Annotated in this window: 7 protein-coding genes; all 7 read left to right on the forward strand. The window is 48.0% G+C overall.

Features of this window, described 5'->3' with window-relative positions:
* Positions 1 to 127 precede the first annotated feature (127 nt).
* The 7 genes from glgB (at position 128) to KO533_RS04855 (ending at position 15,000) form a co-directional block, all read left to right on the forward strand.
* Positions 128 to 2,362, forward strand: a complete 2,235-nt coding sequence (gene glgB / locus KO533_RS04825; RefSeq protein ID WP_219253080.1) for a 1,4-alpha-glucan branching protein GlgB — start codon at positions 128 to 130, stop codon at positions 2,360 to 2,362.
* A gap of 1 nt (position 2,363) precedes the next feature.
* Entirely contained in the window at positions 2,364 to 4,580 is a 2,217-nt protein-coding gene (gene glgX, locus KO533_RS04830; RefSeq protein WP_173246012.1) for a glycogen debranching protein GlgX, read from the forward strand.
* A complete protein-coding gene (locus tag KO533_RS04835) occupies positions 4,573 to 7,107 on the forward strand; it encodes a glycogen/starch/alpha-glucan phosphorylase (RefSeq protein ID WP_219253082.1) in 2,535 nt (844 codons plus the stop codon). The genes glgX and KO533_RS04835 overlap by 8 nt, the downstream gene beginning before the upstream one ends.
* A 183-nt stretch (positions 7,108 to 7,290) precedes the next feature.
* On the forward strand, positions 7,291 to 8,553 hold the full coding sequence (glgC, locus tag KO533_RS04840; protein WP_006085131.1) for a glucose-1-phosphate adenylyltransferase: 1,263 nt from the start codon (positions 7,291 to 7,293) through the stop codon (positions 8,551 to 8,553).
* 103 nt (positions 8,554 to 8,656) lie between these two features.
* A complete protein-coding gene (locus KO533_RS04845; protein WP_219253084.1) occupies positions 8,657 to 10,276 on the forward strand; it encodes a glycogen/starch synthase in 1,620 nt (539 codons plus the stop codon).
* Between the two features lie 128 nt (positions 10,277 to 10,404).
* Positions 10,405 to 13,452: an EAL domain-containing protein gene (locus KO533_RS04850; protein ID WP_219253086.1), complete on the forward strand. Its 3,048-nt coding sequence runs from the start codon at positions 10,405 to 10,407 to the stop codon at positions 13,450 to 13,452.
* 129 nt (positions 13,453 to 13,581) lie between these two features.
* Complete coding sequence (locus KO533_RS04855; protein WP_131522993.1) at positions 13,582 to 15,000, forward strand: DEAD/DEAH box helicase; 1,419 nt, start codon at positions 13,582 to 13,584, stop codon at positions 14,998 to 15,000.
* The last annotated feature ends 10 nt before the right edge of the window (positions 15,001 to 15,010 follow it).

Raw genomic sequence — 15,010 nt, forward strand, 5'->3', positions numbered from 1 at the left:
TCTAGCACCAGCGAAAGGCTGCCTAAGTCGCACCACATTATGCCATCCCTAAAGATGAGATTATTAGGGGGGATGTGGGTAAAGAGTGCCAATTTGCAAGTTTAATTGACTGATAAACGGAAGAAAAATGATGACTCAAGCCAATGCCTATTTCTACGATGGTGCCGACGTCGCCCTACTTAATGGTCAATACACTGATGTTTTTTCGCTCTTGGGTATGCACAGTGACAACGAGGGTAAGGCATTAATTGTTCGTTGTTTTTTACGCAATGCCCTCAGTGTAGATGTGATCAGCATTAAAGATGGCCGCAAAGTAGCGAGTCTGGACAAAGTCAACGAGCAGGGACTGTTCGCCGGCACTCTGGGACGACGCGTCAAGCCGTTTCTCTACTTGCTACGGGTGGAATATCCCCTGTGTCAGTTAGATATAGTCGACCCTTATCAGTTTGATTCCCTGCTCAATAGTGACGATATTTACCTGTTTGGTGAAGGCAGCGCCGAGCGCGCCTATGAATTTTTGGGGGCCAACTGGCGTCAAACCCAAGGCGTCGAAGGTGTGCATTTGTGTGTGTGGGCACCCAATGCTAAGCGGGTTTCAGTGGTGGGAGATTTTAACCATTGGGACGATACTCGCCATGTGATGCGCCAACATATTGCCAATGGTTTATGGGAGCTATTTTTACCCAATGTGGCTGAAGGTGCACACTATAAGTTTGATTTGGTTTATCAAAATGGTGAGCGCCATACTAAATCCGATCCTATGGCAACCCAAATGGAATGCGCGCCCCACAATGCTTCTATCGTGCCCCAAAAAGCTCACCATAGCTGGAATGATACCGCTTGGATGAGTAAGCGAGCGGCGACTGCTTGGCATAAAGCGCCCATGTCGGCCTACGAAGTGCACTTAGGTTCGTGGCGTCGTAAGGGAGAGCAAGGCGAGCAATATCTTGATTATCAAGACTTGATTGAACAGCTTATTCCCTATGTGAAGGAGCAAGGCTTTACCCACATCGAACTGATGCCGATCAGCGAGTTTCCCTTTGATGGTTCGTGGGGATATCAGCCTGTGGGTCTCTATGCGCCGACCCACAGATTTGGCGATGCCAATGGGTTAAAGGCCTTTGTGGATGCCTGCCATCAGGCGGGGCTTGGTATTATCCTCGATTGGGTGTCGGCGCATTTCCCTAAGGATCCCCACGGCTTAGTGCGTTTCGATGGCACTTGTCTGTATGAGCATGAAGATCCTCGCAAGGGTACACATCCCGATTGGGATACCCTAATTTATAACTATGATCGCGGTGAAGTGCGCAGCTTCTTGTTGAGTAATGCTTGTTATTGGCTGCGGGAGTTTCATTTTGATGGCCTGCGTCTCGATGCCGTGTCTTCTATGTTGTATCTCGATTACAGCCGCGAGCCGGGCCAATGGCTGCCTAATGCCTATGGTGGACGGGAGAATCTCGAGGCCATCAGTTTCTTACAAATTTTGAATCAACGCTTGTACCAAGCTTTCCCCGGCATTTGCATGATTGCCGAAGAGTCCACCGCCTTTGCGGGGGTGACTAAGCCGACGGATCAGCAAGGTCTCGGCTTTGGCTTTAAATGGAATATGGGCTGGATGAACGACAGCTTAAGCTACTTAGGCCGTGATCCGCTTTACCGCCAATTCCACCATCATCAATTGACCTTCAGTTTGATGTACGCTTATACCGAGCAATTTATGTTGTCCGTGAGTCACGATGAAGTGGTCCACGGCAAGGGCTCGTTGCTGCATAAAATTCCCGGTGATGATTGGCAGAAATTTGCAACTCTGCGTGCTTATTATGGTTTTATGTGGGGGCATCCAGGTAAGAAATTACTCTTTATGGGCTGCGAGTTTGGTCAGCGAAATGAGTGGAACCATAACCAGAGTTTAGATTGGCACTTATTGGCTTACGAGCCGCACCAAGGCGTCCAGCGTTGGCTTAAAGATCTCAATCACTTATATCAAAAAATGCCAGCCTTATCGGTTCAGGATTACGAGGGCGCAGGATTTAGTTGGCTAGATTGTGAGAATAGCCGCGACAGCATCTTTACCTTTGTGCGTTACGGTTTAGCAGGTGATGCGCCGTTAGTGTTTGTCATCAACATGACGCCTCAATTGCACACTGGGTTCCGTATTGGTTTGCCTTTGGCGGGGGATTACCGCGAATATCTTAATAGCGATAGCCAGATTTATGGTGGCAGTAATCAAGGTAATGCGGGCACTGTGGTTGCTGAGCCGCTGTCGTGGCAAGGAATGGCGCAGAGCGCGCTGATCACTGTGCCACCCTTGGGTTGCCTAGTGATAGGGCCTGCGTTAACCGGATTGGCTGAGGCGAACTAGCATGCAAAAGCCCACGGCTGATGATATCAAGCTCAACCCTGACGCTAAAAAACACCCATTTCAAAGCGAAAAATGGGCGTTAGGGGTAGGTGAGCCTTTTCCGCTCGGTGCTAATGTTGAGGGCGATGGCGTCAATTTTGCGTTATTTTCAGCTAACGCCACAGCGGTTGAGTTATGTTTATTTGATGACAATGGCGAGCAAGAAGTCGCGCGTATTGCGTTAACTGAACAAACCCAGCAAATCTGGCATGTGTTTGTGCAAGGGCTTAAGGCGGGGCAACTCTACGGTTATCGCGTTTATGGCTCCTATGAGCCTCAGCTTGGTCACAGATTTAACCCCAATAAATTATTGCTCGACCCCTATGCGCGCCAGCTCGTCGGTGAATATTGCGACCATGAGTCTAACTATGGTTACGAGCTGAACCACATGGATGAAGACTTATCTTTCAGCAAGTTAGATAACGCTGCCTATGTGCCAAAATGCAAGGTCGTGGACATTCGTCCATTAATCGAGATAGCTGCCAAGCAGTCGATTCAGCCCCTTGCGACGAGGTTTCAGCCCAAACCTCTAGAGCGCAGTATCATTTATGAGATGCATGTTAAAGGCTTTACGGCGGTGCATCCTGAGATTGAACCCCATAAACGTGCCACCTTTGCGGGCTTAGCGACTCAGCCGGCTATCGATTATTTGGCCGAACTTGGGGTGACGTGTGTCGAGTTACTTCCTGTACAGGCCTTTTTCACTGAGCCATTTTTGCTCGAGAAAAAGCTCACTAACTATTGGGGTTACAACAGTATCGGTTTTTTTGCCCCTGAGCCGAGTTATCTATCATCCGACAACATTGGTGAGTTTCGGGCCATGGTGGATGCACTTCACGGCGCAGGTATCGAAGTGATCCTCGATGTGGTCTATAACCACAGCGCCGAGGGGAGTCGACTTGGGCCGACCTTTAGTTTTCGTGGCATAGATAATCTCAGTTATTACCGTCTGCATCCGAATGATAAGCGTTTTTATATTAATGATACGGGTTGCGGAAACACCTTAAATATCAATCATCCACGTATGTTACAGCTCGTACTAGATTCGCTGCGTTATTGGGTAGAAATCATGGGCGTCGATGGGTTTCGCTTCGACTTGGCGGCTTGCTTAGGTCGCGAAGCCTATGGTTTTGATCCCGGCTCAGGTTTCTTCGATGCGCTGTTGCAAGACCCTGTTTTGTGCCGAGTGAAATTAATTGCTGAGCCTTGGGATATTGGCCCTGGCGGTTATCAATTGGGCAATTTCCCCGTGGCTTTTAGTGAATGGAACGACAGATATAGAGACACTATGCGCCGCTTTTGGCGCGGCGATCACAGCATGTTGCCCGAATTTGCTCGGCGTTTTCACGGCTCGGGGGATTTTTTTGAGCACAGTGGCCGTCCACCTGCGACCAGTCTTAATTTTTTAACCAGTCACGACGGTTTTACCCTTAAAGACTTAGTGAGTTATACCCAGCGCCATAACTTGGCAAATGGGGAGGATAACCGCGATGGTCACCAAGAAAACTTCAGCCATCATTATGGGATTGAAGGGGAAACCGAAGATAGCTCAATTCTAGAACTTCGCAGTCGTCAACAACGTAACTTATTGACTACGCTATTTTTATCTCAAGGTGTGCCTATGTTGTTGAGCGGTGATGAGACAGGCCGCACTCAGCAAGGCAACAATAATGCCTATTGCCAAGACAATGAACTGAACTGGTTTGATTGGTCGGCAAAGGGCATGGACACTGAGCTGTTGGCCTTTACTCAACAGCTTATTGCCCTGCGGAAACGTTTCCCGCTGTTATGTGCTAAGCGCTTCATTCACGAACAGTTATTGGCTGAATCCTTAGCCGATATTGGTACTCGATTAGATTGGTTTAGTCGCCAAGGTGAACAAATGACCAAGAGCTTGTGGACCGAATCTATGTGCCGCAGTTTGTCTGTGGTGCTTTCCGGTGATTTAGAAGATCAAGGCAAGCAGCAAGCTTTGCTGTTGATGGTTAATGCCGACGACAATCCTCTCGCTTTTACCCTGCCGACTTTCGAGCACTTGAGTCCGTGGCAATGCCTTATTCATACCCAAACTGAGCCGCTGGATGTTCAGATCTCTGCGACGCGATACTTACTGCAAGATCGTAGTCTCATGCTTTTTCATGCTGATTTTATAGGAAATGAAGGAATTAACTATGAGTGACAAAAGCGAGCTGAGCCCCAATACCAGCGAAAAACCAGTAACACTAGCTCAGTCAAAAGCAGCGAGCAAGAAGGCGCCCGCTAAGCGTCAGACTAAGTCTAAAGCCGCTGAGCCTTGTGAACCCTGCGATGCTTTGCCCGCTTCCTTTGAGCGCCATTTACGTTATGGACTCAGCCGTGGCGAAGGCGTGAGCTGCGAATTATTTCAAGCGTTAGCTTACAGCGTGAAAGAACAGATGCTAGATAATTGGCGTCAGACTCGAGTGGATGACAGCCATTTTAAGCGCAAGCAAGTGGCGTATTTATCCCTTGAATTTTTGATGGGCCGTGCACTAGGTAATGCACTACTGAGTTTAGATTTGCAACAAGATAGCCGTGATGCCTTGAGCAACTATGCCGTATCGTTAGAAGAGTTAGAAGAGGCCGAACATGATGCCGGTTTAGGCAACGGCGGCCTAGGTCGATTAGCCGCGTGTTTCCTCGATAGCTGCGCCAGCATGGACTTATCAGTGACAGGCTATGGCATACGTTACGAATATGGCATGTTCGCCCAGAAGATAGTCGACGGTTACCAAGTTGAACGCCCTGACCGTTGGTTGCGCGAAGGCAATCCGTGGGAAGTGCGTGTCCCTACCCACAACGTGATTGTGCCTTTTTTTGGCCACACTGAATCCTATGTCGATAAACAAGGCCGTCGGCACATTATTTGGGTTGAAACCCAAGATGTGCTCGCCGTCGCCTATGACATGCCAGTTCCCGGTTATCGCAATGGGCGGGTAAATACCCTGAGATTGTGGAAGGCTGAAGCGACCGATGATTTTGATTTAGCTGAGTTTAACCAAGGCGACTACACGGAAGCCGTGGCCCGTAAAAACTTGGCCGAGCAGATCACTATGGTGCTCTATCCAAATGATGCGAGCGAGAACGGCAAAGAGCTGCGATTACGTCAGCAATACTTTTTATCCTCCGCTAGCTTGCAGGATTTACTCAAACGTTGGGTGAGTCGTCATGGTCATGATTTTACGCAGTTTGCCGCTAAAAATGTCATGCAGTTGAATGACACTCACCCTAGCATTGCCGTGCCTGAGTTGATGCGGTTATTGATCGACGAATACAGTTTGGAATGGGACAGTGCATGGGCTATTACCAGTCAGACCATGGCTTACACTAACCATACCCTGTTGCCTGAAGCACTAGAGCGTTGGCCCGTGCGTATGATGGCGCAAATGCTGCCACGCATCTTAGAAATCATTTATGAAATCAACGCCCGTTACTTAGATATAGTCGCCCACCATTGGCCAGGAAATAGTGAGAAATTGGCGAGTATGTCAATTATTCAAGATGGTCCACATCCCCATGTGCGTATGGCGTATTTGGCGATTGTGGCGAGTTTCTCGGTCAACGGTGTCGCGGGTTTACACACGCAACTACTCAAATCTGGGTTGTTTAAGGATTTCTATGAGTTGTGGCCGCATAAGTTTAATAACCGCACTAATGGTGTGACGCCAAGACGTTGGCTTGCCCATTGTAACCCTGCCTTAGCTAAGTTACTGACCGCCCATTTAGGTCAAGAATGGGTGACAGACTTAAGCCAGTTAACGGCGCTCAATGCCCTCACACAGGACAATGCGTTTATCCAAAAATGGCGTGATGTGAAGCAAGCCAACAAGGCTTTGCTGGCTAAGATGATTGTTAAGGAATGTGGAGTTGAGTTCGATCCGGCTATGCTGTTTGACGTGCAAGTGAAGCGTATTCACGAATATAAACGTCAGTTACTCAACATATTGCATGTGATTCATCTCTATCATCAGATCCAGCAAGGCCACACCGAAAACATGGTGCCACGTTGTGTATTGATCGGCGGTAAAGCGGCGCCCGGTTACTTTATGGCTAAGTTGATCATCAAGCTCGCCAGCAATGTTGCTCATATGGTCAATTCCGATCCTATGGTGACGCCTTACCTACGCTTTGCTTTCTTACCAAACTACAACGTCAGCGCCATGGAAAAAATCTGTCCGGGGACTGATTTGTCCGAGCAAATTTCAACCGCGGGCAAAGAGGCATCGGGCACGGGCAATATGAAGTTCATGATGAACGGCGCCCTGACAATCGGCACTATGGATGGCGCCAATATCGAGATGTTAGAGGAAGTGGGCTCTGAGAACTTCTTCCTGTTTGGACTCAATGCGGAGCAGGTCTCGCAGGTACGTAACCATTATCATCCGCGCAGCATTATTGACGATTCACCGGCGTTATCTGAGGTGATGAAGTTACTCAAAAGTGGTCACTTCAATCTGCTTGAGCCGGGGATTTTCGATCCCATTATTGCCGCCATCGAAAGCAGCGACGATCAATGGATGACGGCCGCCGACTTTGACAGTTACCGAGTCGTGCAAGAAGCCGTGGCGCGGGCCTATAAAGATCCGCAGGTGTGGACGCAGATGAGTATTCGCAATACCGCCGCCAGCGGACGTTTTTCGAGTGATGTGACGATCGCAGGTTATCGCGATGAAATTTGGAAACTGTAAGGGCTGGGCTCTGGGTTATAAGTCTTGTTATAGCGGTTGAGTATAAGTGTTTGAAAGGAATGCAGTAATCAATGGAAGGAATGGGGAATGCAAGTGAGAAATACTCAGGGGAGTACGGCAGTATCTGCCGTATCGATAAGCCATTTATGGGCAATCAGTTTGCCGATTTCGGAGTAAGAGCCTATGTCTAATGTTCGTTATATCAGTAATTTAACTCGTGAAACCTATGCGTTGATTTTAGCTGGTGGGCGCGGGTCTCGCTTGCATGAACTCACGGATTGGCGTGCTAAACCTGCACTGTATTTCGGTGGTAAGTTTCGTATTATCGATTTCCCGCTCTCAAATTGTATTAACTCGGGTATTCGTCGTGTCGGGGTTGTGACTCAGTACAAGTCGCATTCTTTGATCCGCCATGTGATGCGCGGTTGGGGCCATTTTAAGAAGGAGCTGGGCGAGTCGGTGGAGATTTTACCCGCTTCACAACGCTATTCGGAAAACTGGTACCAAGGCACGGCCGATGCGGTATTTCAAAATATCGATATCATTCGCCACGAGCTGCCTAAATACGTGATGGTGTTGTCTGGCGATCACGTGTATCGCATGGATTATGCTGGGTTATTAGCTGCCCATGCCGAGTCGGGTGCAGATATGACTGTCTCTTGCCTTGAAGTGCCGATTGCCGAAGCTGCGGGTTCGTTTGGGGTGATGGAAGTCGATGAAGAGATGCGCATTTTAGGCTTTGAAGAAAAGCCGCTGCAACCTAAGCATTCTCCGGGTAATCCTGAAATGTGTTTAGCATCTATGGGCAACTATGTGTTTAACACAGAGTTTTTGTTTGACCAGCTCAAGAAAGATGCCTTAAACGAAAGCTCAGATCGCGATTTTGGTAAGGATATTATTCCTGCGATCATCGAAAAACATAATGTGTTCGCCTATCCCTTTAAGAGCGCTTTCCCGAACGAGCAAGCCTATTGGCGCGATGTGGGTACGCTAGACTCTTTCTGGCAAGCGAATATGGAACTGTTATCGCCTACGCCAGCACTGAATTTGTACGATGCGAAATGGCCAATTTGGACTTTCCAAGAACAATTACCACCCGCTAAATTTGTGTTTGATGACGATGATAGACGCGGTATGGCGTTGGACTCGATTGTTTCGGGCGGTTGTATTATTTCGGGGGCGACAGTGCGCCGTAGTGTATTGTTTAACGAAGTGCGCGTTTGTTCTTATTCGTTAGTTGAAGATTCAGTAGTGCTACCCGATGTAGTCGTGCTGCGCCATTGCAAAATCAAGAATGCGATACTTGACCGTGGCTGCATTATTCCCGAAGGCATGGTGATAGGTTATAACCATGATCACGACAGAGCTAAAGGCTTTAGGGTGTCGGAAAAAGGCGTCACCTTAGTGACCCGTGACATGCTAGGTTTGCCTGTAGGCTATGAATAGTGCTTTGATCATTAAAGTAAACTGATCATTAAAGTAAAAATGGCTTAGGTATAGGCAGCTTAATAAAAGCTGCACAGTTGAAGTAGCGGGAGTATCCAATTAATTGAAACAACGCATTTTGATGGTCGCGGCTGAAAACGGTGCCCTTGCGGGCGCTAAGGTTGGCGGTATGGCGGATGTCATCCGTGATTTACCTGCCGCTCTGGCGGGTGTTGATTTGTGCGCCGATGTGATCATGCCAAGCTATGGCTTTTTGACTGCGGTAGCGAATCAACCCCAAGATCTGGGTGAGTTAACTGTGGCCTTTGGTGGTCGATTGGAGCGGGTGCATTTGTTTTCCATGCCCCATCCCCATGTGCCAGAGGCGATGATTTATCTGCTCGAACATGCATTATGGCAATCCGTACCTGGGCAGATTTATAGCCAAGGCAGTGCCGAGCGTCCTTTCGCCGACGATGCGACTAAGTTTGCTTTCCTTTGCGCGAGCGTCGCGACAGCATTAGTTTCTGGTAGAGTGCCTATGCCGACTGTGCTGCATTTACATGACTGGCATGCGGGCTGCTTAGCTATGTTAAGAGTATTCGTGCCTGAGTTCAGTGTTCTCAAAGAAATTGAGTGTGTGTTCTCTATCCACAATCTTGCACTGCAGGGGATACGTCCCTTAAGCCAAGACTCATCCTCCTTTGCGGCTTGGTTTCCCGAGCTGTTTGCCACTTTGACGCAGGGGCAAAAACAGTTAATTACTGATCCCCGTTATCCCTACTGTGTTAACCCTATGCGCATGGGCATAGTGCTGAGCGACAAAGTGCATTTAGTCTCACCCAGTTATGCCAAGGAAGTGTTGCAGCCCTCCAGACCCGAAGCGGGATTCTTTGGTGGCGAAGGGTTAGAGCAAGACTTACAGGTCAAGGCCAATGATGACAAAGTGGTGGGGATTTTAAATGGCTGTGTATATTCGTCAGTATCGGATTTACCCGCTAAGCCACCTGCGCGTATTCAAGTACCCGAGTTCAAGCAATTGCTCAGTGCGATTGAAACTGCGTTAGTACAATGGCAGGGGCATCAAACGCAAGTGAGTGGCGTGGACATGATTGCTTTTGTCCGCACCCAAGCCCATTGGCGTCAAGCGATGGCGGAGCAAGTACCGAGTCTGTTATTGACTTCGGTGGGCCGTTTGACCGATCAAAAAGTATTATTGCTGCGCCATCAATTACCCTCGGGTTTATCTGTGCTTGAAACCTTACTTAAAGCATTGAAGCAAACAAAACCGACGGCGCTGCTGATTTTACTCGGCAGTGGCGATGCATCGATTGCTAAGTCTTTCCAAGCGTTAGGGGCTAAATACGATAACCTATTATTTTTGCAAGGATACAACGAGGCGTTATCCGAAGCGCTGTATCAGCATGGCGATCTATTTTTGATGCCAAGCTCCTTTGAGCCCTGTGGCATCAGTCAAATGTTGGCCATGCGCGCGGGACAGCCATGCTTAGTGCATAGTGTAGGCGGTTTAAAGGATACCGTTGAGGATGGAATTAATGGTTTTGCTTTTAACGGCAATAGCTTAAATGAGCAGGCTGAAGCGTTTTTGCAAAGGTTGACGCAAGCCATTGCTTGTTTCGAGGGGAAAACATGGCCACAAGTGCGTGCTGCGGCCATGGCACAGCGTTTTGACTGGCATTCTATTGCAGAGCAATATCGTCAACAACTCTATTGCAAAATGTAATGTGGTAAGTCCAAAGTGTGATGCGGCAAAAGGAATTAACGCATGATTTCTAAGTGATTCTGCTACACTTGTGGGGGAATGTTAAAATGGTATCAAGCCCCCTCATTTTTGGAGTCGCTCTCTGAGTTATGGATAAAGGTATTCTCTTTCCGTTAGTACAAAATGCGGCTTTATTGCTGGCGTTGGTATTTTTGTACGATGTGATCCCTAAAAAACACCAGCGGCAGTATTTTTTACTGTGGCGCATCATTATTGGGATGCTCATCGGTGGTATTGGTATCACTATTATGAGTACGCCTTGGGTATATTTGCCTGGCGTTTTCTTTGATACCCGTTCGGTTATTCTCTGTATTTCTGGTCTATTTTTCGGTGGTTTACCGACCTTAGTGGCTGTCGTGATGACGGCGCTGTATCGCATCAGTATCGGTGGCGCTGGTATATGGATTGGCGTCGGCGTGATAGTGTCATCCGGTTTAATCGGGGTGATCTGGCGTCAATATCGTAAGTCTCTGTTAGCCAATATTTCAGGTGGAGAAATTTTTCTCTTTGCCTATACCGTTCATATCGTGATGTTGTTGTGGTTCTTATTTCTACCCGATGGCATAGCAATGCCATTACTCGCCAAAGTGACCCTCCCAGTATTGACCATTTTCCCGATTGCGACTTGGCTATTGAGCCGCTTGTTATCGCGACGTTTTGAATTAGAGCGTGATGAACAAATTCGTCTGCAGGATGATTTTCTTTTTAGGAGCCAATTCAACGCGGGCAATATTGGTATTGCAATAACGGGGATAGATCAAAAGTGGATAAAGGTGAATCCCCGGTTATGTCAAATGCTCAAGTATTCAGAAGCTGAATTGCTACGGATGACGTGGGCACAAATTACTCATCCCGATGATTTAGAAGCGGATGCCCTGAAATTTGAGCTTATGCTGCGGGGGGATATCGATAATTACGAGATGGATAAACGTTTTATCGTTAAAGACGGCAGCGTGGTTTACACCCATATGACAGTCGCCTGTAAGCGCGGTGGTAATAATGCCGTGTTGCTTGTTATTGCTGGATATTTAGATATCACCTCACAGGCCATTGCTGACCAAGAGGTGCTCGCTAGCCGTGAACAACTCGAACTGGTGTTGAGCAGTAGCGATCTTGGGGTGTGGGATTGGGATATTCGTAATGATCGTATCGAACGTAACGCCCGCAGCGCCGATATACTTGGCTGCGATGTTGATATGCTCAACGCTAATAGTCGCCAATGGATGGATGCGATAGTCGCCGAAGACAGGCCTAAAGTGCTGCATTCGATTGAGGCCCATATTCGTGGCGAAACGGCGCAACATAAGATGGAGTACCGCTTAAATACCGTAAACCGTAAGGTGCGGTGGATCCTTGATACAGGTAAAGTCGTGAGCAGAGATGCAAACAACAATGCTCTGCGTATGTGCGGAACCTATACCGATATTACCGACGCAAAACTTATCGAAGAATCCTTAAAATTGTCGGCACTGGTTTACGATAACAGTTCAGAAGCCATGAGTGTCCTCGATGAAAAGGGTGTGATTATTACCGTCAACGCCGCCTTTAGTGTGATGACGGGTTATCGCGAATTTGAAGTGCGGGACCAACATATTCGGCTGCTTTATTGTGACCTCAATGGCCGCGATTTTTACACCAAAATGAATAATGATATCCGCGAGAAAGGCCAATGGCAGGGGGAAATGTGGCAGCGGCGCAAAAATGGCGAGGAATATGTCATCTGGTTAACCATCAATACCATTAATGACAAAGAAGGCCATCCCTATCGACGTGTTGCCCTGTTCTCAGACATTACCGATAAGAAGCAAAATGAACATCTGATTTGGAAACAGGCTAACTACGATACGCTGACGGGGTTGCCTAATCGGCGCATGTTGTTGGAGTATTTAAGCAGTGAAGTGAAAAATGCCGACCGCAATCGCAACCACTTTGCTTTATTGTTCTTGGATTTAGATTTCTTTAAAGAAGTGAATGACACCTTAGGCCATGCCATGGGCGATTTACTGCTGATAGAAACCGCGAGTCGATTGAAATCCTGTGTGCGTGATGCCGACGTCGTGGCGCGTCTTGGCGGCGATGAATTTACTGTGGTGTTAAGTTCGATGGAAGACCATAAGGGGATTGAGCGCGTCGCCGAGAATATTTTGCGACGAATTGCCGAACCCTATGTGTTAGGGGAAGAAACCGCTTATATCAGCGTCAGTATTGGGATTACTTTATATCCCGATGATTCGACCAGTATTGAAGGGCTTCTCAAGCATGCGGATCAGGCGATGTATGCGGCGAAAGATCAAGGGCGTAATCGCTTCAACTATTTCACCCCATCGATGCAGGAATACGCCAAATACCGCATGCGCTTGATCCAAGACTTACGTCAAGCGGTCGTGAATAAAGAATTTGAACTGCATTATCAGCCGATTGTTGCCTTAGCAACGGGTGAAGTGACCAAGGCTGAAGCCTTGATCCGCTGGCATCATGCAGAGCGTGGTGCTGTGTCGCCTGCAGAGTTTATTCCTGTTGCGGAAGACACCGGCTTGATTGTTGAAATCGGCAATTGGGTGTTCGAGCAAGCCGCTCGCCAGAGTGCGGCGTGGCGTCATGAATTAGGGGTTGAAATCCAAATCAGCGTCAATAAATCCCCAATCCAATTTCGTGATGAAGGCACGCTGCTCAATGATTGGTTGAAGTTATTGCAAGATCTTAATATTACAGGCGCGGGAGTCTGTGTTGAAATTACCGAAGGCCTGTTATTGGACGCCAGTATGGGTGTAACCGAAAAACTACTGGCCTACCGCGATGCGGGTGTGCAAGTGTCGCTGGACGATTTTGGTACTGGCTATTCGTCACTTGCCTATTTGAAAAAGTTTGATATCGATTATCTTAAAATTGATCAATCTTTTACCCGCCATATTGATACCGATTCAAACGATCAAATTCTCTGTGAGGCGATTATCGTGATGGCCCACAAGTTGGGAATGAAGGTGATTGCCGAAGGTGTCGAAACCGATGCGCAGTGCCAAGTGTTGTTGGCTGCAGGTTGTGATTACGGCCAAGGTTACTTGTTCTCAAGACCTGTGCCTGCGGGTGAATTTAGCCAAAAATACTTACAGGATCCGCTTTTAGTCTCCCATGTCTGAGGAGATATTAACTTAGTGGCGATAATTGCCTATAAAAACGCCGCGGATTTTGCTAGACTCCGCGGCCCCGCATTGGGGCATTGAGTATCACCTCGCATCAAAGTTTTACTACTTAGCTAAAGAGTCCCTATGAAATTTGAAACACTCGGTTTATCTTCTCCTATTTTGAATGCGATAACTGAGTGTGGCTATCAGCAACTCACTCAAGTGCAAGAGAAAGTGATCCCGCTTGCCTTTGAAGGCAAAGACATTATGGCCTGCGCCCAAACGGGTACAGGTAAGACGGCTTCCTTTGCTCTGCCTGTACTTGAAAAGTTGGCGGCTGAGTCTTTAACAAGCGACAGCAATGATAAACCGATTTTACGCGCGTTGGTGATGACACCAACCCGTGAACTTGCGATTCAAGTCTGCGAAAATATCCAAAAATACAGCCAGTTCCTACCACTGAAAACCTTAGCGGTTTACGGCGGCGCCAACATGAATCCCCAGCGTAAAGGGGTAGAGCAGGGCGTTGATATTTTGGTGGCAACTCCTGGTCGTTTATTCGATATTATCGGCCAATTCCAGTTAGATTTGTCGAGCGTTACCACATTAGTGATCGACGAAGCCGACCGCATGTTAGACATGGGTTTTGTGCGCGACATTGAAAAAGTGAAACGCTTAATTGCGCCGCAGCATCAAACCATGTTGTTTTCAGCGACCTATAGTGATGCCGTCAAACAACTCGCCGAGAAAATGCTGAATGAACCTCAGTGGGTGAATGTTGCTGACACGACTACCGCATCCACAGTTGTGCAGGAAGTCTATCGCGTTGATAAACGTCGCAAAGCCGAGCTGTTGTCTGAATTGGTTGGCCGCAACAATTGGCGCCAAGTGCTGGTGTTTGCCAGCACGAAAGAAAGCGCCGAGCATTTATTACAAGAATTAAAGCTGGATGGCATAGCCGCAGGTGTATTCCACGGCGATAAAACACAAGGCGCCCGTAATCGGGTGTTGGAAGAGTTTAAGGCCGGTAAATTACGGGTGCTGGTGGCGACCGATGTGGCCGCTCGTGGTTTAGACATTCATGCCTTGCCTATGGTGATCAACCTTGAATTACCTTTCCTCGCCGAAGACTATATCCATCGTATTGGTCGTACTGGCCGAGCTGGATTAACGGGTCGCGCGATTTCGTTTGTTTCACCTTCTGACGATGAAATGCTCGCTGAAATTGAAGCTTTGATTGAGCAGAAACTGCCCGTGTCGGTACAACCGGGTTATGAAGAAGGCACGCCTTTGCCTGCCCGTTACCGTGATGCGCCCGCGGCACCGATTAAGCCGATTGGAAAGTGGAGCCATAAGGCGCCGCAGGATCGTACTATTGGCCAGTCTCGTCAGGGTAAGTACGCGAAAGGTAAAGCGCAGGATAGCAAAACCAGTGCCGATAAATCCTCTAGCCGTGCTAAGCCAGCTTCTGGCTCAGGTAAGCCGTTTAATGCAACTAAACCTAAGTCGAATTTGGTGAGCAATAAGTCAGGTTTTGGCTCTCGCACCAATAAGTCAAAATAAGTTAAGTCAA

The organism is Shewanella sp. NKUCC05_KAH (assembly GCF_019345585.1).
Lineage (GTDB): Bacteria > Pseudomonadota > Gammaproteobacteria > Enterobacterales > Shewanellaceae > Shewanella > Shewanella oncorhynchi.